The organism is Anaerosphaera multitolerans, from assembly GCF_004006535.1.
In the GTDB taxonomy this organism is placed as follows: Bacteria; Bacillota; Clostridia; order Tissierellales; family Peptoniphilaceae; genus Anaerosphaera; species Anaerosphaera multitolerans.
Genome location: NZ_RLIH01000018.1, coordinates 16,394 through 38,811, shown reverse-complemented (window position 1 = coordinate 38,811; position 22,418 = coordinate 16,394). Strand labels below are relative to the sequence as shown.

The following is a 22,418-nucleotide window of genomic DNA, read 5'->3' as shown; positions in this document are numbered from 1 at the left end:
AAGAGAGAATTATATTCTCTCTTTTTTTATTTAAAAACCTCAGGGATGAGATAATTAAATGACTATTTAAAAATTTTATATAATAGTATTGTGAAATTTGTTTTAATTTATATAGTTATAAACGGTATATTTAAAATTGCATCGTTTAAAAATTTTAAACTTAAATTGAAAATAAAGCAAGTTATATTTTAATTAACTTAAAACTTCTTGTAATATATTTTACAGTTTTATAATTTGGTTAATTTTAAATGAACTAGACTCCTATTAAGAAGTAGTTAATAGTATTATTATTCTTTAGGGAGTTTTATGGTTTTGTAGTATTTGTATAATTTAGAAAATCTAATATTTTAAAGCTTTTTATTTATTATTTTATAACACAAAAACCTATTGAGCTTCTATTTTAAAATAAACTCAATTAGTTTTTAATCTCATTACTTAAAATGTGACGAATTTTTGGAAAGTCAAAAAAACCCGACTCCCTAAAAACTTCTTTTCCATTTTTTAAATATAGCATTGTCGGTGCAGAAAAAACCAAGTATTTTCCTTTTAAAGCGGGTTCTTCTTCTATTTGAACTATTTTTAAATCTATATTGAAATCTCTAAGCTCTTCAAAGACCTTTTCAATCATTGAATCACATATTGCACATGAATTAGTTCTGAAATACAATAACATATTATCTGTCATATTTTCTACAATTTCCATATTTAAACCTCCATATATTATATATATCCAAAAATTTCAATTTTAATAATAAAGTGCCTTAAATATTAAAAAATATGCTATTATTAATTAGGTGATAAAATGAAATTTTTAAATAAGTATAGACATCTGATAATTTTAATAGTACTTGGTTTAATAGTAGGGCATAGATTTACAAGTAAATCCTTTCAATTAGATAGGGTATTAAATCAAATGAATGTGGAAAGTGTCACTCTAAAAATGGGAGAAGAAGAAAAAATTATAGTTTCTAAAGAAGGTATAAGTAAATTCAGCTCTACTTTCGGTGCCATAAAAGTAAGAAAAGTAGGAAATCAAACAATAGATGGAGATAGTTTGTATTCAATAATTATAGGTACAAGTGATACAAGATATGAAATGATATTTTTTGACAATGGAAAGTTTCAACTTTTATACGACTATGAGGGAGAAAATCACAAGGATACTTACAAGATTTTAAAAGGATTGAAAGATGAGGAGCTGTTTAGTTTGTTTGGAATAAATTAAGATGTTAACCTATAAGTTTTTCTATTGTATGTAATTTTTTGTTCTAAATCTACGTTAAACAGCTTTTTATTTAAAACTAAAAGAGCTGAAATCGGCAAAATCACTATCATAATCTAGCTTAGTTGTTTTTCCGAAAAGAATATGGAAATTTATTTAATTAAAAAAGACTTCACTAATAATGTGAAGTCTTTAAAATTTAAATTTATTTCCTATCTTTTAACCATTGTGAAATAAGTGGAGCAACTACTCTTTTAGATCTTGAACTTACGTACATTCCAATATGTCCTGTAGGAATTTCGTGAGTTTCTATATCCTTAGTTCCAACATATTTTTCAAAGTTCTTACTTGATTGAGGTGATACTATATGGTCCTTGCTACCGTAGATGTTTAAAACAGGCATTGTAATATTTTTTAAATTTACAGTTTTATCGCCAATCATCATCTTGCCTTTTACAAGTTTATTTTCCACATATAAGTCATTTACAAATTGACGCAGTGCTTCTCCAGCTTGGTCAGGACTGTCAAAAATCCATTTTTCCATTCTAATGAAGTTATTAATTGCATCAGGTTTGTCAAAATCGTCAACTAATTGCAGATACTTTGTAATATTTAGGGAGATTGGTTTTAAAGTTACGAATGCGTTGTTCATAAAATCTCCAGGTACCAAACCATAGTGTGCATCTACCAGTTTGTCAATATTTAAATACTTACTCCATGCAAACAACAATGCATCATTAGGTGCAAAGTCTATTGGCGCCACCATTGTTACCAGATTCTTAATCTTTTCAGGGTGAAGTGCTGAATAGATTGCGGAGAAAGTACCTCCTTGACATACGCCCAGTAAGTTAATTTGAGGAACTTTTGCTCTTTCTCTCACAAGGTCAACAACTGTGTCAATATATCCCTCAATATAGTCTTCCAAGGTTAGATATTTATCATCAAGAGTTGGATAGCCCCAATCTATAATATAAACATCTATTCCTTCCTTTAATAGGTTTTTAATAAAGCTATTATCTTCCTGTAAGTCCATCATAGTTTCTCTGTTAACAAGAGCATAAACTATTAATAAAGGAATTTTAAATGGACTTCTTACGGCTGGTTTAAATCTATAAACCTTCATTTTATCTTCTTCATAAATAGTTTCTTTTTCTGAAACACCAGGTTCACTTGGATCGGCGTTAATCATAGCCTCAAAACCATCTATCATCTTCTTTTGAAATTCAAGAGTTTCTTCAAAGCTCTTTTTGTAATCAAATGGGGTTTTATTCAAAATTGGCCTCCTATCTTAACTAAATAAAGAAATATCAATTATTAAAAGGAATTATTTTTTCTTTTCTTTTACTTCCGCTTCTTCTTCCTTTGACTTTAATTCTTCAATCTCTTTCTTTAAGCTCTTAATTTCTTTCTTCATATTGTAAATATTTTTGCTAATGCTGTCTAAGTTGTTCTTAGTTACAAGTGGAGTATCAGCTAAATAATTTTCCACAAGTTTATTAGTTTCCATTTTGAAGTCCATCATATCTTCAGCCACTTGACCAACAAGTTTTGAAAATTCCTTACTTCCAAAGTAATCAACCAGGTAAGTTTCTGTTTTATCAGACCAGTAGTTGAAGAAATCTTCAAATGACTTAGCTTCCATACCCTCTTTAGTTATTTCAGCATACTCTTTCATCATATCTTTAAAGGCATTGTTTTGTACTGTACTGATACTTGCTGAAAGCTCAGAGCTGATTACCAATAGGTTTATAAAACTGTCAAAAGCTTTGTTTTGCTGTTCTATAATATTTCTACTCATTCCAAGGGCAGGAGAGTTAATAATTTTACCGAAAGTAGCATCAAATTGTTGTTTCCACAATTTAAAGAATTCTGCTAATTTTTCAGTATCATTATTTACTGTTGCCTCTACTAGTAAATCTCTTAAGTTTGTAAATTCATTTTTCCATGGTTCATAAAAGCGTACCATAGTATTAAAATAGTTTTCTATAAGCTCTCTAGGTTTTGTCAAGAAAGGCTTAAATTCTGTAGGTAGAGTGGAAACGATCATATTGTAAGTTAAATCTGAATTTTCATTTACAAAATTTTGGAATTTTTCAACATTTTCCTCTACAGAATCTCCAAATTCGTCGCTTAAATTCTTCCATACGTCATACATATATAGGTAGAATTTATTTGCATTGGACATTTTGTCCATTAGTTCACTGATATTAGGATCAAAGAACTTAGTTATGTCGTAGCTTGAATAAAACTCTTTGTACTTATCAAAGGCTTCATTCATGCTTTTAAAATCAAAGGGCATTAAGCTGTTTTCTGAAAACTGCTTAAAAAATTCATTTGACTGTTGGAAGTTGTCAAAAAACTGTTTTTGCATATCAAAAAATTGCTTTTGCATATCAAGGAAATTCTTGAAATTATCAACGTTAAATCCAGGATTTTCCAACATTTTTTGATACATTGCAAAAGGGTTTAAGTTTTCTCCAAAACCTTCTAGAAATTGTTTTTGTATATTAAAAAACTGTTCCATACTCTTTGTATAAGGATTTTCATTGTCTTCCTTACTCCATAGAGGAGTGTACATTTTTTGGAAAAAATCAAACATATTTTTTTGTGCATCTAAAAATTCTTTACTATAATCCATACTAAACTCCTTTAATTATTTTTAAGGTTTTTTAACAACTGCTTGTCCAGTTATTACCACATTGTCAGTATCGTTAGTGTATACCTTTGTATCTAAAATGATAATATTTTTATTATCCTTTTTTTCAACAACTTCAACTGTAGCTATACACTTGTCTCCAAAAAATACTGGCTTAACAAATTTCAATTCTTGAGACATATAAATTGTGCCATTTCCTGGAAGTTTATTTGCAAGAACGGCAGAAATAAGAGAAGAAACCAATAGACCGTGAACAATATTTTGTTTAAAGATACTATTTTTAGCATATTCCTCATCTAGATGAATTGGATTCACATCTAAAGATAACTTTGAAAATTCTACTACATCTTCTCTTGTAAAAGTTTTTTCGATAATTGCTTTATCACCTATTTTAATATCTTCGTAATTGATATTAACACCCCCTAAAATGAAATATCTATAATTATTATTACATAGGAAATAATAATCATCACTTTAATATACTGTTTATTATATACCCAAAATGCACAGCTTTAATATGATATCAAGGTAAAAAGACTTTGACAATAAATCTATTTTAAATAGTATGTCTTAAATATGGATATAGTATATCTTATTTGTAATAAAAAAACAAACAAAATAAATTAATATGTCTAATTTATTTTGTCTGCTACGGATTTTAAAAATATACCTACGATTTGGTGGAATCTTTTTAAGTCTGTAATATATGCAAAATCATTTCCATATATTTTCTTTTCAGTTTCCAAGTCTTCTTCATGTCCTGTGAAGACACCTAAGACATAAATTCCCTTTAATTTAGCCATGGAAACTTTATTATAGGTATCCAACTTTGCCACCTCACCTACATAGTTGGAAACTCCTAAATCTTTAAAGCCGACTAATCCCAAATTTGTATCGTCATTGGGCTTTCCGTCAGAGAGTATGATTAAAATTCTTCTTTCATGAGAATTCTTTTCTATAAAAGAAGTCATTAACTTTATAGCTAAACCATCTCTATTACTTCCAGAGGCGGTATATTTAAATATATTTAAATTTTTGGACTTATCGTCATTGTAGTCTCTGTACTTGTGCATTACCAAGTAGTTAAAAAAGTTATTATATCCGAAAACTCGTGTCTTTATATTTAGTTCAGTTAGGGCTTCGGTTATAATATAGCCTTGAATGGCAATTTCACTTTCCCTTTCATTTTGAGATGCGGAGGAATCAAGGAGTATATCTACGCTTATATCTCCATAGATGTCAGTAAATTTCTTTTCAAATATCTTATCATCAGAAGTATAAATGCTTTTCCAAACTGAACCTGCAATTAATTCTCCATTTAAACTTTTTACTTCATAGGACTCCGTGTTTTTTAAAAGAGAATTTCTTATAGTTTCAGCAAGATTTTTAATACCTCTTCTATAGTGAAGTTCGTCGGAATTAAAAAGGATTAAATTCTCTTCATAAGATTTATCTATCTTGGCTTTATAATAGGAATTTTTATTTTCAAACTGTCCCTTTGTAAAGTGAAGTTTAACTCCTTCATGAATTCCCGTACAATTGGTTTTTTCCAATTCAAGAGTACTTTGTCGATTTAAATAACTTTCGCCATAGTGTTTCTTTACACTTTTAAATAAGTCCACATTTACAGGACTTCGTTCTGAAGGGGCTTCTTCCACAAGAAAATTGGAATCTCCATAATCCGATGAAGTAAATTCAGCTGATTGGATAGTATATTTTTCAAGAGTTTCCACATCCACTCTGTTGCTGGTAATATTGGCAACGTAATTTCCCGTCTCCTTATTTTCCTTTATAAGCTTACTTAAATCAATTAGTGTCTTTAATTTTTCCTCAAGGGGAGGTAGACTTTTATCAATGTGAAAGTATCTATCCATAATGTCTTTCATAAATTGTAGAAAGTCATAGGTGTCTAACTTTTTAAAGGCTAAAATATCATCTAAAAGTTTTTTGGCAGTTAAGTTTAACTTGGGGACTATATTATTTCTGTATTCATAAAAGCCCTTTAAAATTTCATCGGAAATATCCTTTGAATAAAGAGTTTCATACCTATGGAGCATAATTTTCTCATATTCAGTTCTGAAGTCTATAATTCCCGGTCTTTCCTCTAAAAGTACATCTCTAACTGCATTTTCCAAAGTTAATTCTGCTATTGTAATAAGATCCTTGGAATTGGACTTGGATTTCAAATAGGAATTAAAGAAATCTTCAATTAAAGGAATATTAAAATACTTATAGTAACCGCCCAACAAGATTGCGCGGTATTCCTCTGTTATACTTTTGTTAAATAAGTCGAAATTTGCTTTGAAGGAATAATTTTCAGCAACAGTCCAAGTTAAATTTTCCAATCTTGGTGTCATTTAAACAACTCCTCGGATTTTAAGTTCTTTTCAAAAAGAGTTTTTAAAGTATCTTCCACAATTTCCGTTTCATAGACGTCAAAGCTCTTGTGGCTCATGCCCATTTCAATGGCTTCATTTATAGAAAGACCGTATTCCATAAGAGAAATGGCGCTTATAAGTCCTCTTAAATCAATGGGCTTTGAAGAGATTTCCGAGTTAAGAGATTTTTGTTGTAGGTCTAAGAAAAATTTTGCAAATCTTTGAGTGTATTCAATTTTTAAATTAGTCTTTTCTATTAAAATACTTATTAAGTCCTCTTGAGTAATAGTTGGCATATCTATTACCAGAAATCTGGATACCAAGGCCTCATTTAAATCTCTTGTACCTATATAACCATAGTTCATAGTTGCTATAAATCTGGTAGCCTCGTGTAAATTCAATCTGTCATATCCCGGAACATCAATAATTCTTCTGTAGTCAAGTGCGGAATGGACTACACTTAAAGCCTCGTTCTTTGCCATATTTATCTCATCAAAAATTCCAAAGCCTCCATACTCCGCAGCTTCGTATACGGGACCTTTCTTTAAAACAACCTCATTGTTTTTAAAAGTATCTGAGCCTATTAAAGCTCCCACATCAGTATTTATATTTAAAGAAATAGTCCAAAGAGGCCTTTTAAATAAAAGTGCCAAATTTTCAGCCAGTACGTTTTTACCTGTGGCCTTTGGTCCTGAAAGCAATATGTGATTACCTGATAAAATAGCAGCAATTGACTTTTCCCAAACTGATTTACCATAATACTTAAAACGAGGATTGGGTACTCTATACTCCAAATTTTTATCTAAATCATAAAATTTTATAAATTTATCTACTTCTTTAAGGAGCTCTATTGAAACTCCCTGTTCTTTTAAGAAATCCATTAATTCCATTTATTAAAAACCTCCAATTATCTTTATAGTTAAAAGCAATAGTACAAAAATTATCACAGGTCTCATTATTTTTTGAGCATCTGCAATTACAAAACCGGATCCGACATAGTTACCCGCCATATTAAAAAGGGCTCCTATTAAGCCTAAGGCCATAATGGTTTTTCCGCTTAGTAAAAATACAATAAGCGAAGCGAAATTTGTAGTCAGATTTATAACCTTTGCATTTGCATTGGCACTGACAGCATTCATTTTAGCCAGAATAGTAAAGGCTAAAATTAAAAACGTTCCGGTACCGGGACCGTAAAAACCGTCATAGCACCCTATAATAAGGGAACTTATGGATGTGGTTATGTAAGTTTTTCTATTGTATGTAATTTTTTGTTCTAAATCTACGTTAAACAGCTTTTTATTTAAAACTAAAAGAGCTGAAATCGGTAAAACCACTATCATAATGTAGCTAAGTTGTTTTTCCGAAAAGAATAAGGTAAGTCTAGAGCCTAGAGCTGAACCTATAAAGGCAGTAATAATTGAAGGTATTATCAATTTAAAACTGACATATCCGTGTCTAATAAATCGAAAGGTACTTATAAAAGTGCCAAAGGTAGATTGAAGTTTATTAGTACCAATGGCAGTGTGCACGGGCAGACCGGCAAAAAGAAAGGCAGGAAGAGATATAAGGCCGCCTCCGCCTCCAATGGAGTCTACAAATCCTGCAAAGAAAAGCAGGGGACAAAGTATTATTAAAGTTTTAAAATTTAAATATTCCAAAAAAATCACCCCACAATGATACAATACCATAAAATGTAAATTCTAAACAATGAAATCTTAAAATTGAATTTAAAAAATTTTAAGATAAATAGAAAGTCTGATGTTCTCCAAGTTTTTAGCAAAAACATTTTAAAATTTTCAAGAGCTATGTTATAATAAAATGGAAATAATATTATTGGAGGTTGCAATGTTAGCACTATCTCACAAGGTGGTTAATAAATCAAATAAAATTGTTAGGAGAAATTTTCCTAATAGAAGTGTGAGAAAAATTACCAATGGTTTATATCTATTGTTTGAGGTATGTGTTGAGGATAGAGGTGCGACTAATTTTATCAGTTTGTTAATTTGAGGGAATCTTAAGAGATTCTCTATTTTTATTGGAAGCAGGAAGTTTAGTTAAAGGTCGTTGACATAGTTTGAGCTTAAAGGACTATGTGGGAAGTTCTTAAGAGGGTGAGAAATTAAAATGGGTGGAATTATAGGAATGTTTTCTAATTCACCGGTGAGTAAAAAGTTGTTTTATGGACTTAATTCACTACAACACAGGGGACAGGAGTCCTGTGGTATAACAGTATCCAACTCGGAGACATTACTTAGGGAAAGAGGAATGGGACTGGTAATAGATGTATTTGATGAGAATAAGCTAAATAGACTTGAGGGGAATATAGGTATTGGACACGTAAGGTATTCAACTTCCGATGGGAATTTTGAATACAACACTCAGCCCTTTATGGTTTTTGCCAAGGGGACGGAAATATCCATATCCACCAACGGCAATTTAATAAACTATCAAATATTAAGGACCAGATTAGAAGAAGATGGAATGATGTTTCAAACCACTTCAGATGCGGAAGTTATTTTATTTTTAATTGCAAGGTATTATAAAAGCGACATAGTAGAGGCTGTTAAGAAGACTATGGACGTAATAAAAGGCTCTTACAGCGTTATTTTACTTTTAAAGGACAAGTTAGTTGCCTTTAGAGACAATAGGGGAATAAGACCCCTTGTAATGGGAGGAACTAAAGATGGTGACACTATTATCGCTTCTGAAAATGCACCTGTGGATATTATAGGTGGAGAGGTACATAGAAGTGTGCTTCCCGGAGAAATAATAGTGGTGGACAGTAACGGTACCAAGTCTTACTTTCATGGAGGAGCTTTAAAACCTAAACACTGTATTTTTGAATATGTATATTTTTCTAGAAATGATGCTACTTTAGATAAGGTTAATTCCTATAATTTTAGAAGAAGGTGCGGTGAAATTCTATCTAGAGAATCGCCCTGTGACGTTGATTTAGTAGTTCCCGTACCTGACAGCGGTATTCCATCGGCTATTGGATATTCTCAGGAGACTAAAATTCCCTTTGCCGAGGGTTTGGTAAAGAACAGGTATATGGGAAGGACTTTTATAAAGCCCACTCAGGAAGAGAGGGAGATGGCAGTTAAACTTAAATTAAATCCTCTTAAACACGTAGTGGAAGGAAAGAAAATAGTATTAATTGACGATTCAATAGTAAGAGGAACTACATCTGCAAACTTAATTAGAAGGATGAGAGATGCAGGGGCAAAGGAAGTTCATTTGAGGATTACTTCTCCTCCTGTGAGATTTCCCTGCTACTACGGAATTAACACTCCAAGCAGATTGAATTTAATAGCTGCCAACAACACTGTAGAGGAAATACGTGAAAAAATAGATGCAGATTCTTTGGCTTTTATTACCTTGGAGGGAATGCAAAGAGCTACTTTAATAAGAGATGATAGATTTTGTAAGGCTTGTTTCAACGGTGAATATCCTGTTGATCCAGTAGTTATATAAAGGAGATTAAAATGATTGATTACAAAGATTCGGGAGTAAATATTGATTCGGGAAATAGAGCTGTGGAATTAATGAAGGCTCATGTAAAGAAAACCTATACTGAAGGAGTTTTTGGAGATATAGGTCTTTTTTCAGGGGGTTTCAGTCTTAGGGAGTTTAAAGATATGGAAGATCCCATACTTTTAGCGTCAACTGATGGAGTCGGTACTAAACTTCTAATAGCTCAAAAAATGGACAGACACAACACCGTTGGAATTGATTTAGTTGCAATGTGTGTAAATGATTTAATCTGTCAGGGGGCAAAGCCGCTGTTTTTTCTTGACTACATTGGCGCTGATAAAATAATTCCCGAGAGAATTGAAAAGATAGTAGAGGGAGTTGCCAATGCCTGTGTTGAATCGGGATGCGCATTAATAGGCGGAGAAACTGCAGAGCTTCCGGGTATGTATGCAAAGGATGAATATGACCTTGCAGGTTTTAGCGTTGGAATAGTGGAGCGAAAAAACATAATAGACGGTCAAAATATAAAAGAGGGAAATGTTGTAATAGGACTTAAATCCTCAGGACTTCATTCAAACGGATACTCCCTTGCAAGAAAATTGTTTTTAGAAGTTTTAAAAATGGACTTAGAGGATACTTTTCCGGGAACTGACAGTAAGGTGGGTGAAGTCCTACTTACTCCTACAAAGCTATATGTTAAAACCATACTTTACTTAATTGAAAAATATAATATTTTGGGAATAGCCAATATTACCGGCGGAGGTCTTGTGGAAAATGTGCCAAGAATACTTCCGGAAGGTTTAACGGCAAAGCTTGAAGAGAATACTTGGGAAAAACCTGTGGTATTTGATGAGATTATAAGTTCTAAATTAGTGGAGCGTGATGAACTTTTTAGAGCCTTTAATATGGGTGTGGGCATGGTTCTAATAGTAGATAGGGAAAAAGCTGAGGAAATAGTGGAAGATATAAATAAAAATACAAGTGACACCGCATATATTATAGGAAATATTGTAAAGGGCGAGGAAGTTTCGATAATATGAAAATAGCAGTTTTAATTTCAGGAACGGGCTCCAATTTAAAAGCTCTGCTTGAAGCACAGAAGCAGAAAGAGTTTGAAAGTGAAATAGTTTTAATAGTTTCAAATAGGAAGGCCAAGGGACTGGAGTATGGTAAGGAATATGGAATACCGGCAGTTATTATAAAGGAAGATGAGGAGCTGTTAAGAACACTAGGTGAGTATGGCGTTGATTTTATAGTATTGGCAGGTTATTTAAAGACCATTAGCTCAAAAATATTGGAAAGTTACAAGGATAGAATTATAAACATTCATCCCTCGCTTTTACCTAAGTATGGGGGCAAGGGATTTTATGGAATAAGGGTACATGAAGCTGTTTTTAAAAATAAAGATGAAACCAGTGGAGTTACAGTACATTATGTAAATGAAGAAGTGGACGGCGGAGAGATTATACTGCAGGAAACTTTAAATATTTCCCACTGTAAAAATCCTGAAGAAATTGCGGAATGTGTTTTAAAATTAGAGCATAGCACTTTAAAGAGAGCTATTAAAAAAATAGAGGAGGAGAAATGAGAGCGCTGATTTCTGTAACAGATAAGAAAAATGTTGATTATTTAGCAAGGTCCCTAAAGGATTTGGGATATGAAATAGTATCTACAGGTGGAACGCTTAAGAGGATTTTAGATGCCGGAGTAAGTGCCATTGATATAGAAGAAGTTACAGGATTTCCGGAAATTTTAAATGGAAGGGTTAAGACACTTTCTCCCAAAGTTCATGGGGCAATACTCTATAAAAGAGACGATGAGGAACACAGAAGAACTGTTGAGGAGCAAAGTATAGTTCCAATAGATATAGTAGCAGTAAATTTATATGACTTCCAAGGAGCGTTAAAGACGGGAGTTCATGAAAATATAGTTGAGAATATAGATATTGGAGGGCCTACCTTAATTAGAGCCACTGCTAAAAACTATAAAGATGTTTTAATTGTAACAGACCCTGATGACTATGAAGAAGTGGTGGAAAGGTTAAAAACTAAAACGGATGATTTATTGTTTAGGGAGAAACTTGCAGCAAAGGCCTTTGCACTTACAGCCTACTATGATTCCATGATTTCCAGGTACTTCTTAGAGAGAACGTCCTTAGATTCCAAGTATTTTTCTCTGGGATTTGAAAAGATTTCCGGTTTGAGATATGGCGAAAATCCATCTCAGGGAGCTGACCTATACAAGGATAATTTTGTTGAAAGCTACCTTTCCAATTTGGAAATACTCCATGGAAAAGAAATGAGTTTTAATAATTACAACGATTTAAACGTTGCTGTTGAACTGGCAGCGGAACTGGGAGAAAATTCCGTCGTTGCATTAAAACATGCAACACCTTGTGCCGCTGCAAGGGGAGAGAATGTATTAAGCGCCTATGTAAAAACCTACAATGCCGATCCTCTTTCAATTTTTGGAGGTATTGTGGCAGTAAACGGGATAGTTGATGTAGAGACGGCAAGGGAGATGTCTAAAACATTTTTGGAAATTGTAGCTGCAACAGATTTTACTGAAGAGGCATTAATAGAACTGACTAAGAAGAAAAATATAAGGTTGGTAAAGGTGGATTTTTCACTTTCTCAAGTTCAAATAGACCTTAAATACTTAAATGGAAAAGTTTTAATTCAAGATAGAGATAAAGCTGAAGACGGTTTTGAAATAGTTACAGAGAAAGAGCCTACACAGGCTGAAATAGAGGATTTGAAATTTGCAATGACTGTTGTAAAGCATACTAAATCCAATGCGATTGTAATAGCTAAGGATTTGGCCACTATGGGTATTGGAGGTGGACAGACTTCCAGAATTTGGGCTTTGGAGAGTATAAGGAACAACCATCCTGATAAGGATTTTACAGGTTCGGTTTTGGCTTCAGATGCTTTCTTTCCCTTTGATGACTGCGTAATCCTTGCAGGTGAAATGGGAGTGGAGTCCATTATACAGCCGGGAGGCTCTCAAAGAGATAAAGAGTCAATAGATAAATGTAATGAGTTGGGAATTTCAATGGCCTTTACCGGTCAAAGACACTTTAAACACTAGGAGGAACAATGAAGATATTAATTATTGGAAGTGGCGGAAGAGAATATGCACTTGCATATAATATTTTAAAGGCAGATTCAAAGAGGGAAATTTATTTTGCACCGGGTAATGGCGGGACAAAAGATCTTGGAAAAAACATAGACATAGCTGCAGATGATATTGACGCTCTGTTGGAATTTGCTCTTAATGAAGCTGTTGACTATACCATAGTTGGACCGGAAGTTCCTCTTTGCATGGGTATAGCTGATAAATTTGAAGAGAAGGGGCTTAAAATTTTTGGACCTAAGTTAGAAGGGGCAATGTTTGAAAAGAGCAAAGCCTTTACCAAGGATTTTTTAAAGAAATATAATATTAAAAGTGCCGATTATTTGGAGTGTACTGACTATGATAAAGCTCTTAAATTCAGTTTGGAACTTTTTAATAAAAGCGGAAGAGTTGTAATAAAGGCAGATGGTCTTGCAGCAGGTAAGGGTGTATTAATAGGCGAAAGTGAAGATGAAATTGAAACCTTTTTAAAAGAAGTTATGCAAGAGGGTAAGTTTGGAGATAAGAAAGTGGTAATTGAAGAGTTTTTAGACGGTTTTGAAATGTCCTTAATCTGTCTATGCGATTCAAAAACCATACTGCCTCTTCCGACTTCAAGAGACCATAAGAAAATTGGCTCGGGGGAAGTTGGACTGAATACGGGTGGAATGGGAACCTATGCTCCAAATGCCGAGGCGGAAGCTTTTTTAGATAATATTAAAGTGGAAATTTTAGAACCTGTTTTAAAGGGATTTCAAGCTGAAAACATAGATTATAGAGGGGCACTATTTATTGGAATAATGATTACTGATGAGGGAATCAATGTACTTGAATTTAATGCCAGATTTGGAGATCCTGAAACTCAATCAATTTTGGAGTTAATAGACAATGATATATTGGAACTTTTAGAAAGTACTTTAGAGGGAAAGTTAAGTGAAGTAGAGCTAAAGACCAACAATAAAAAGGCTCTTTGCCTAGTGGTTTCAGCAGGAGGCTATCCAGAGGACTATGAAAAGGGAGAAACAATAGAAATTTCAAAGGATTTAAAATCTAAGGTCTTTCACGCAGGAACTAAGTTTGAAGATGGAAAGCTCCTTACAAATGGCGGAAGGGTTTTAAATATAGTCCACAGCGGTGAGGAATTTGACGAAGTTATAAGTACTGTTTATGAAGATGTGGAAAAAATAAACTTTAAGGATATGTACTATAGAAGCGACATAGGTCCAAGAGTAAAAAGAGTTTATGTGAAAAAGAAAGCTGAATTTGCCTATGAGTCAAGGGAATTAGTAGAGGAAATTAAAAATTCTCTTAATATAGAATTGAAAAATATAAATATTTATAACAGATATGATATTGAGATAGAGGACTCCACTTTGGAGAAAATTCTCTATACTATTCTTTCAGAAAGACCTATTGATGATATCTATTACGGCGAATCTTCTTTAAAGCTTCAGTCTGAAATTGAAGATGCAATAGTTGTTTCCTACCTGCCGGGCCAATTTGACCAAAGGGAACAGGCGCTTCTTGATACTATAGCTCTTGTAAGTGATGAGCCGGTAAAGGCCAGCTCTCATAGAGTTTATGAAATTGAAGGGGCAACTAAGGAGGAACTGGATAAGATAGAGTCTTTCTTAGTCAATCCTGTGGATTCTCATAGAATTAACCTTTTGGGAATACCTACAACTTTAAAATCTCATGCTAAACCTAATCGAAAAAATGAAGTCTATGAGGGATTTATAGACTTAGATGAAAAGGGATTAAAAGACTTTATAACAGGGCATGGCTTGGCAATGAGCTATGAAGATATAGTAATTGTAAGAGATTATTTTAAATCTGAAAATCGAAATCCAAATGAAACTGAAATTTCCATAATAGACACCTACTGGTCAGACCATTGTAGACACACTACTTTTAATACAGAGTTAAACATTGAGTTTAATGAAAAAACCGAACTGGACAAAATAATAAGGGGAAGCTTTAACAGATATTTGGAAATAAGAGAAGAATTAAATATTAAGAAACCTATAAGTCTTATGAGTTTTGGGACTATTCTTTCAAAATATATGAGAGAAAAAGGCGAATTGGAAGATTTGGAAGTTTCGTCAGAGATAAACGCCTGCTCAGTAAAGGTTAAGGTAAGAGTCTTTAACGGAAAAGAAGAGGAGCTTAGAGATTATCTCTTGATGTTTAAAAACGAAACGCATAATCACCCTACAGAGATAGAGCCTTTTGGCGGAGCAAGCACCTGTCTTGGCGGGGCAATAAGAGATCCGCTAAGCGGTAGGGCATTTGTATATCAGGCAATGAGGATAACAGGTTCTGCAGATCCTACAAGACCTATTTCCGAAACTTTAACAGGAAAACTTCCTCAAAGAAAAATTGCCACAGAGGCTGCTGCTGGATACTCTTCCTACGGCAATCAAATAGGACTTCCAACAGGATATTTAGATGAAATTTACCATGAGGGCTATATGGCTAAGAGAATGGAAGCCGGAGCTGTTATGGCTGCCGCTCCTATGGAAAATGTGAAAAGGCTGGACCCTGTAGGCGGAGATTTGGTTTTACTTCTAGGCGGAAAGACCGGTCGCGATGGAATCGGCGGAGCAACAGGCTCTTCCAAGGCGCATAAGAAGTCTTCCATAGAAACTGAATCGGCTCAGGTTCAAAAGGGAAATGCACCTGAGGAGAGAAAGATACAAAGACTTTTCAGACGTGAGGAAGCTGCAAAACTTATTAAGAAATGTAATGACTTTGGAGCAGGCGGAGTAAGTGTTGCCATAGGCGAACTTTCCGACGGAGTGGAAATTTATTTAGATAGGGTTCCTTTAAAATATGAAGGTCTTACTCCTAGAGAAATAGCAATATCTGAATCACAGGAGAGGATGGCTCTTGTAATAGATCCGAAGGACCTTGAGGAATTTAAAAAATATTGTGATGAGGAAAATCTTGAAGTTACAGTTGTGGCAAAAGTGACAGCTGAGAACAGAATGATTATGAAGTATGAAGATGAAATCATCTGTAATATGAGTTATGACTTTATAAATACTAATGGGGCAAGACGTTATCAAAATGTGGAAGTTGTAAGTGAAGATGTTCCTGAACTTTTAAAGGATGAAAATTTAGATCCAAGTAGCTTAAAGGATTATTTAAAGGATTTAAACATAACTTCTAAAAAGAATTTAATTGAACTTTTTGACCCGTCTGTGGGCAGAAATACCGTACTGAATCCATTAGGCGGTAGGGAGAGATTAAATCCTATTCAAACTATGGTGGCTAAAATACCTTCCTTTGAGAAGGACGTTAGAACTGTTTCCCTTATGAGTTACGGTTTTAATCCCTATCTTTCAGAAGTTTCTCAGTACTTGGGAGGATATTATGCCGTAATTGAATCCATTGCTAGAATTGCAGCTACCGGAGCTCCTATAGATAAAATAAGACTTTCTTTCCAGGAATTTTATGAGAGATTAAGAGATGAAAAAATTTGGTCAAAACCTTTAAAATCTCTACTTGGAGCATTGGAAGCCTCAGAATTCTTTAAGGCGCCTCCCGTTGGAGGAAAGGATTCTATGAGCGGTAGTTTTGAAAATCTACATGTGCCTCCAACTTTAATTTCCTTTGCAGTTACCACTGCCAATGTGGAGGATATAATTTCTCCGGACTTTAAGGGAAAAGGAAAGATAGGCTTAATAAAAACTCCTATGAATAAAGTGGGAATGCTTGATTTAAATCAGTTAAAGAATAATTTAAATGCTTTAAAGGAAGATATAGATTCCCGAAATATAATCTCGGCAACTGCTATAACTTCCAAGGGTACTCTTCCTCAAATTTATGAGGCTGCTGTTGGAAATACAGGTTTTAATATTGAGTTGGAAGATCTTTACAGTCCGCTTTATGGAAGTTTTATAGTGGAATATATGGAAGATAGAGACTTTATAGAAAAAGTTGGAGAGTTTAGTGAAAATATAGTGGTAAATGGTGTAGAGCTAGATGGTGCTGAACTTAGAAGAGCTTATTTAAATACCTTAGACGGAGTATTTAAACCTGAGGAGCATATTGAGTTAAAGGATGAAGAAAATAAAAAAGTGGAAGATAGAAAAATGAAATCCACTAAAACAGTTAAAGAGCCTCTAGTTGTAATACCTGCTTTCCCTGGTACAAATTGTGAATGGGATACTAAGACTGTATTTGAAAACCACGGTGCAAAAGGAGAAATATTCCTATTTAAAAACCGAAACAGTGAAGACATTAAAAATTCCAAGAGAGAGCTTGCAGAACTTATTAGAAAAGCTCAGATTTTAGTTATACCTGGCGGTTTTTCAATGGGAGATGAGCCTGACGGTTCCGGAAAGTTTATAGCCAACGTACTAAGCTCTAAGGAAGTAGCTGAATCAATAGAATATATGTTAAAAGAAAATGACGGTTTAATTCTTGGAATATGTAACGGTTTCCAAGCTCTTATAAAGACGGGACTGTTGCCTGGGGGAAAAATAAAAGAAGTTTCAGAAGAAGATCCTACTCTTACTTTTAATACCTGCAGAAGACATATTGCCAAATTTGTAGATGTAAAATTAAAAACCGACAACTCACCTTGGTTAAGAGGACTTGAAGTTGGAAGGACATACACTATGCCTATTTCTCACGGTGAGGGTAGAGTTGTAGTAAGTGAAGAAAAATATAGAGAGCTTTTGGAAAAGGATCAAGTTGTTTCCGTATATGAAGTATCTCCAAACGGTTCGGATTACAATATTGAATCTCTAATGTCTGAAGACGGAAAAATCTTAGGTAAAATGGGACACCCTGAAAGACTGGGAGAAAACTTATTTAAAAATATATATAATCTTGAAGTTCAAAATATTTTTAAAGCGGGAGTGGAGTACTTTAAAGAAGATTAAGAGATGGGGAAACTTTTAGTTTCTCCAATCTTCATATTTTAAGGTGTAAGTTTTGAAATTTAACAATATCTTAAATTTCTTTTTAACTTAAATCTGCTATTATAGGTACTAAGGAGATGGTAAAATGAAAAAAATTAAAAGATTTACAACTTTGGCTATTGCCGGAGTACTTCTATCAGGTTTTGCAAGGCAGGTTTCAGCTCAAGGAAATACTGTAACACTACCTACATTTGATGTGACTTTAAATGGACAGAAAGTGGAAAATGAATATTCAGAATACCCTTTAATAGTATATAAGGACATAACTTATTTTCCAATGACCTACAATACTACAAGATTTTTAGGTGTGGAGACAAATTGGTCTGATACAGAGGGTTTAGATATTAAAAAAACCGGAGTTACAGGAGAGTTTGACGATTATAAAAGCGAGACTAAAAATGTGGAGTCTTACGAAGTTAGTATTCCAACATTTAAAATAACTGTAAATGGAAAGGTTATTGACAACAGCAAAGAAGAATATCCTCTATTGGTTTTTAGAGATGTAACTTATTTTCCAATGACTTGGAGATTTTCCGTTGATGAATTTGGATGGGACTATAACTATACAGAGGGAGCTGGATTAGTTATTAAATCCACAGTTAAGAAAGCGGAAGAAAAGAAAGTTGAAGAGAAAAAAGAAACTAAGACTGAAGATGAATATAAAGATCATTCAAAGGCAGTATTTTATAACGGATACTACTACGTAGTAAAGACTAACGGCAAGGATTACAGATTGTTTAAGGAAAATTTAGTAGGTCAGGAGTCTAAAACAGTAAGTGATAAGGAAATTAAGGACATAGTTCAAGATGGAAACAAACTTTATTTTCAAGCAGACAATACGGTTTACTACTATGATATGGATAAGGCGGAAGTAAAGACGGAGCTTTCCAATGCAACTGTAAAAGATGGAAAAATAGTTTCTCTTGAAAAGGATATTTATTGGGTAAATGCGAAAGACGGAGAACTTTATTCAAAGGACAGTAAAAAATTAAATGAAGGTGCAACAGTTAATACTTTGGAGAAAAAGGACAACTATGTAGTAGTTACCTTTAACGATGACAAGGATGCAAAGTACAAATTACTTGTATTTGATAAAGAGGGAAAAGAAGTTTACAAGCTTGAAGATCCGGTTGAAGACATTAAAATTAAAGATAATGAGCTTACTTTCTTAAATAAGAAAACTGATAAAACTCAAAGTATAAAATTAGACAGATAAGAAAATCCGATGGGAAACCATCGGATTTTTAAAATAAATTTAAATACTTTATTAAAAATACAGCAATTAAAATGAGATTTAATAAAATAGATTTTTTAACACTATTTTCTTTATAGGTAAAATAAGTTGCAGTTAAAATTAAAGTTACTATTGTAAGAAACAAAATTATAAACAGATTAAAGGAACTTTTAAAGTTGCCCTTAATAGTAAATATAAATATTATAATAAGGTAGTAGAGTGTGTGGTATCCATTTTTTCCATTTAAACTTTCATTTATCTCTTTTAAAAAATCTTTAATTATTTTTTACCTCGCTGTTAGTTAATTTAATTACTTTCATTACTATAATACATTTTTTTAAAGTTTTCAGTGGCAAGTTTAATATCTGTTTTGGACATTATGGCGGAAACTATGGCATAGCCGGAAAGTCCGCAATTTTTTAATTTAGGAACTGTACCTTCATTTAAACCGCCAATGGCAACTACGGGAATTTTAACTGACTTTGTAATAGCCCTTAACTCTTCAAGGGAAGTACTTGTAGCATCATCTTTTGTAGACGTTGGAAATATAGCGCCGACTCCAAGATAATCAGCACCCTTAGCTTCAGCTTCCAAGGCTTCTTTTAAGTTGCTTGCAGATATTCCAATAATTTTTTCTGCGCCTAAAATTTTTCTTGCACTTTCTATATCTATGTCTTTTTGGCCCAAGTGTACCCCCGCTGCATCTACACATTGAGCAATGTCTATTCTATCGTTTATTATTAAAGGGACGTCATATTTTTCTGTTAAACTTTTAATTTCATAAGCTTCTTTTAAAAACGCTCTTGAGTTTAGATTTTTTTCTCTAAGCTGAATTAAAGTAGCTCCGCCTAGTATGGATTTTTCAACAGCTTCCAACAAGGTCCCAGTACTAATTAAATCTCTATCGGTAACTAGATAAAGACTATAGTCAATATTTTTCAATTTTAATATCTCCTCTTAATATTTCAGCATTAATAGTGGAAAGTTCATTTAATATATTTATATGGAAATCTCCAAGACCTTTGGAATTTTCCTTTGCTCTTTCACCTGCAATGGAAGTAAGGGCAGTTCCTAAGAGGGCTGCTGCAAGGTGATTTTTACTTACTGCTGCAGCTGAGGCCGCAAGGCCTGTAAGCATACATCCCGTACCGGTAATACTACTCATTTCACTGCAGCCGTTGTAGATTATATAGGTATTGTTGCCGTCAGTTACAATGTCCCTCTTACCTGTGGCTATACATACGCAATTAAATTTTACTGCCACATTTTTGGATATGGATATAATATCCACATCGCTATCCAAATCGGAGGCATCTACTCCCTTTGTATTAGTGGTGGAGGATCCTATATAGGAAATCTCCGAATAGTTACCATGGACTATATCCACTCCTTTATTTAAAAGGGCATCTACAGTTTTATTTCTAAGTTTAGAGGCTCCTGCTCCTACAGCATCTATAACTATGGGTTTATTAAAATTTTGGGCTGTACTTTGCGCTTTATACATTGATTCAATAACGGTGCTTTGAAGAGTTCCGATGTTAATGTAAAGAGCTTTTGAAATTTTAACTATTTCCTCAATTTCCTCCTTGGCGTCGGCCATTATGGGAGATGCTCCTATGGCAAGTATGGAATTTGCCACGTCATTAACAGTTACAAAATTAGTTATACATTCGATTAAAGGAGATTGTTCTCTTATATTTCTTTGAATCTCAACTACTTCATTTAATATTTTCATATATTTTCTCCTCTTTAAAAAAATTATAGAAGTGATTTACCGGACCATGCCCCTTTCCTATATTGATATCTTTTTCTATGGCCTTTGTAATATATTCCTTGGAAAGTGAAATAGCTTCTTTTAAACTAAAGCCCAAGGCTAAATTTGAAGCAATGGAAGAAGATAGAGTACAGCCTGTTCCATGGGTATTTTTAGTTTTAATGCGTTTTGTTTCATAGGTTACAAAATCTTTGCCGTCATAAAGTATGTCAATGGCCTCTCCAATATAGTGACCTCCCTTTAAAAGTACGGATTTGCAACCGTAATTTAAAATTTTCTCAGAGGCTCTCTTCATGTCCTCAATGGAGTGAATTTTCATATTGGTTATTTTTTCAGCTTCAGGGATATTTGGAGTTATTAAGTCACATAGGGGCAAAAGTTCTTTTATTAAAGTTTCAATGGAATTTTCCGCCATAAGTGCATTTCCACCCTTTGCATACATAACAGGATCAAGGACAATATTTAAGGGGGAATATTCCCTTAATTTTTGTGCTACTGCTACCATTATTTCAGAATTGGAGAGCATGCCTATTTTAACCGCATCTGTTCCAATATCCTCATATACGGCATCGATTTGGTCCCTTATAACCTTTAAGCTTATATCTTCAATGCTTATTACCCTCATTGTATTTTCCGCTACCACAGAGACTATTACACTCATTGCATAGACGCCATGGGCGCTCATAGTTTTAATATCCGCTTGAATACCGGCGCCTCCTGTGGGGTCCGAGCCGGCAATAGTAAGTACTTTTTTCATAAATTCCTCCAATAAAAAATCTCCCCGAAGGGAGATATGTAATGCTCCCTTCGACAGTATTAACTGACAGGTTCCAAGGGTCAGGTTTAAACCTTCTCAACTTTACAGTTCCCCCGCATAAAAATAATATAACATAATATTTAGTTGTTCACAATAATTTATTTAGCTACTCTGCTAAAACAGGTTCCTTTAAAGGTTCATTTTCTACAGCTTCAGCATCCTTTTCAACATTTGAAGAACATATGCTAAATAGAGATATATACTCTTCGCCATCTATTTTAAAATTCAATTCCACATCTAAGATTTCTAAAAAATATTTATCATACTGAGTTCTATACCTTTTAATTTCATAGATGTACTTATCACCATCCTCTTTTAAAAAGTCCTCTACCACCCTTAAGTCCTGGTTTTCATCTTGAGAGGAGGTTGGGTAGATGGATAGCTTTATAGAGGGTATCTCATCGGGTTTTATTATATCTTTACCCTTTAAAAATTCAATGTGCAGATTTTTATCTTCGCTTAAATAGACACAGGGTATTTCACCTTCAACTCTACCCTTGGACTTGTTTTTAAAGTCCTGAATATTTTCAGAGGATAATTTTTTATATTCACTTTCTTTAAAAGTAAATATAATGGGTTTTCTATCGTCCTTTGAAACCTGAATAGAGGGTTTAATATCCGTGGAGGATGTATTTTTTAGAAAATTTGGCGTTGAGCCGAACTTAAAATAAAGTATGGGCAGTGCAAAGAGCGCAAAGACCAGCGTGAAAATTAATTTTTTCCTTATATTCATATTATCTCCTTTGTATTTAAGTTATAATTAATATATGGTAAAGTATTATAATAATTATATCATTCTGTGGAATTATTTAAAATGG

At 33.4% G+C, this 22,418-nt stretch carries 18 protein-coding genes and 1 riboswitch; of the genes, 7 read left to right on the top strand and 11 right to left on the bottom strand.

What is annotated here, in order from left to right; translation table 11 throughout:
* Positions 1-415 precede the first annotated feature (415 nt).
* Positions 416-703 carry a thioredoxin family protein gene (locus EF514_RS09770; RefSeq protein ID WP_127725267.1) on the bottom strand — a complete coding sequence of 96 codons (288 nt, stop codon included), beginning with the start codon at positions 701-703 and terminating at the stop codon, positions 416-418.
* Positions 704-802: 99 nt separating this feature from the next.
* On the opposite strand from EF514_RS09770, the gene EF514_RS09765 reads away from it, so the two are divergent.
* Positions 803-1,225: a hypothetical protein gene (locus tag EF514_RS09765; protein WP_127725266.1), complete on the top strand. Its 423-nt coding sequence runs from the start codon at positions 803-805 to the stop codon at positions 1,223-1,225.
* A 202-nt stretch (positions 1,226-1,427) separates the two neighbouring features.
* Here the strand turns inward: EF514_RS09765 and phaC are convergent, their stop codons facing one another.
* The 6 genes from phaC to EF514_RS09735 form a co-directional block, all read right to left on the bottom strand.
* Positions 1,428-2,495, bottom strand: coding sequence for a class III poly(R)-hydroxyalkanoic acid synthase subunit PhaC (gene phaC / locus EF514_RS09760; protein WP_127725265.1), 1,068 nt, complete (start codon positions 2,493-2,495; stop codon positions 1,428-1,430).
* Positions 2,496-2,546: 51 nt separating this feature from the next.
* Positions 2,547-3,860 carry a poly(R)-hydroxyalkanoic acid synthase subunit PhaE gene (locus EF514_RS09755; RefSeq protein ID WP_127725264.1) on the bottom strand — a complete coding sequence of 438 codons (1,314 nt, stop codon included), beginning with the start codon at positions 3,858-3,860 and terminating at the stop codon, positions 2,547-2,549.
* Between the two features lie 21 nt (positions 3,861-3,881).
* Positions 3,882-4,250: a MaoC family dehydratase gene (locus EF514_RS09750; RefSeq protein ID WP_276317190.1), complete on the bottom strand. Its 369-nt coding sequence runs from the start codon at positions 4,248-4,250 to the stop codon at positions 3,882-3,884.
* A 260-nt stretch (positions 4,251-4,510) separates the two neighbouring features.
* Positions 4,511-6,235, bottom strand: coding sequence for a vWA domain-containing protein (locus EF514_RS09745; RefSeq protein ID WP_127725262.1), 1,725 nt, complete (start codon positions 6,233-6,235; stop codon positions 4,511-4,513).
* On the bottom strand, positions 6,232-7,146 hold the full coding sequence (locus tag EF514_RS09740) for an AAA family ATPase (RefSeq protein WP_127725261.1): 915 nt from the start codon (positions 7,144-7,146) through the stop codon (positions 6,232-6,234). The genes EF514_RS09745 and EF514_RS09740 overlap by 4 nt, the downstream gene beginning before the upstream one ends.
* A gap of 3 nt (positions 7,147-7,149) precedes the next feature.
* Positions 7,150-7,914, bottom strand: a complete 765-nt coding sequence (locus EF514_RS09735; protein WP_205666436.1) for a TSUP family transporter — start codon at positions 7,912-7,914, stop codon at positions 7,150-7,152.
* A 466-nt stretch (positions 7,915-8,380) separates the two neighbouring features.
* On the opposite strand from EF514_RS09735, the gene purF reads away from it, so the two are divergent.
* From purF to EF514_RS09705, 6 genes are all read left to right on the top strand, one after another.
* Positions 8,381-9,730: an amidophosphoribosyltransferase gene (gene purF / locus EF514_RS09730; RefSeq protein WP_127725259.1), complete on the top strand. Its 1,350-nt coding sequence runs from the start codon at positions 8,381-8,383 to the stop codon at positions 9,728-9,730.
* Positions 9,731-9,741: 11 nt separating this feature from the next.
* On the top strand, positions 9,742-10,770 hold the full coding sequence (gene purM, locus EF514_RS09725; protein WP_127725258.1) for a phosphoribosylformylglycinamidine cyclo-ligase: 1,029 nt from the start codon (positions 9,742-9,744) through the stop codon (positions 10,768-10,770).
* The gene (gene purN, locus EF514_RS09720; protein ID WP_127725257.1) at positions 10,767-11,318 is read left to right on the top strand and encodes a phosphoribosylglycinamide formyltransferase; all 552 of its coding nucleotides are present in this window, start codon (positions 10,767-10,769) and stop codon (positions 11,316-11,318) included. The genes purM and purN overlap by 4 nt, the downstream gene beginning before the upstream one ends.
* Entirely contained in the window at positions 11,315-12,820 is a 1,506-nt protein-coding gene (gene purH / locus EF514_RS09715) for a bifunctional phosphoribosylaminoimidazolecarboxamide formyltransferase/IMP cyclohydrolase (RefSeq protein WP_127725256.1), read from the top strand. Before purN ends, purH begins: the two co-directional genes overlap by 4 nt.
* Positions 12,821-12,828: 8 nt before the next feature.
* The gene (locus EF514_RS09710; protein WP_127725255.1) at positions 12,829-17,736 is read left to right on the top strand and encodes a phosphoribosylformylglycinamidine synthase; all 4,908 of its coding nucleotides are present in this window, start codon (positions 12,829-12,831) and stop codon (positions 17,734-17,736) included.
* 124 nt (positions 17,737-17,860) lie between these two features.
* The gene (locus EF514_RS09705) at positions 17,861-18,991 is read left to right on the top strand and encodes a hypothetical protein (protein ID WP_127725254.1); all 1,131 of its coding nucleotides are present in this window, start codon (positions 17,861-17,863) and stop codon (positions 18,989-18,991) included.
* Positions 18,992-19,315: 324 nt separating this feature from the next.
* Here the strand turns inward: EF514_RS09705 and thiE are convergent, their stop codons facing one another.
* The 4 genes from thiE to EF514_RS09685 all read right to left on the bottom strand — a co-directional run bounded on the left by thiE (position 19,316) and on the right by EF514_RS09685 (position 22,333).
* Positions 19,316-19,951 (bottom strand): thiamine phosphate synthase, encoded by a 636-nt coding sequence (gene thiE / locus EF514_RS09700; RefSeq protein WP_127725253.1) that lies wholly within the window; start codon positions 19,949-19,951, stop codon positions 19,316-19,318.
* The gene (gene thiM / locus EF514_RS09695) at positions 19,938-20,744 is read right to left on the bottom strand and encodes a hydroxyethylthiazole kinase (protein WP_127725252.1); all 807 of its coding nucleotides are present in this window, start codon (positions 20,742-20,744) and stop codon (positions 19,938-19,940) included. Before thiM ends, thiE begins: the two co-directional genes overlap by 14 nt.
* Positions 20,728-21,540, bottom strand: coding sequence for a bifunctional hydroxymethylpyrimidine kinase/phosphomethylpyrimidine kinase (gene thiD, locus EF514_RS09690; RefSeq protein ID WP_127725251.1), 813 nt, complete (start codon positions 21,538-21,540; stop codon positions 20,728-20,730). Before thiD ends, thiM begins: the two co-directional genes overlap by 17 nt.
* Before the next feature lie 28 nt (positions 21,541-21,568).
* Positions 21,569-21,665: riboswitch (TPP riboswitch) on the bottom strand.
* A gap of 41 nt (positions 21,666-21,706) precedes the next feature.
* Entirely contained in the window at positions 21,707-22,333 is a 627-nt protein-coding gene (locus EF514_RS09685) for a hypothetical protein (RefSeq protein ID WP_127725250.1), read from the bottom strand.
* Positions 22,334-22,418 lie beyond the last annotated feature (85 nt).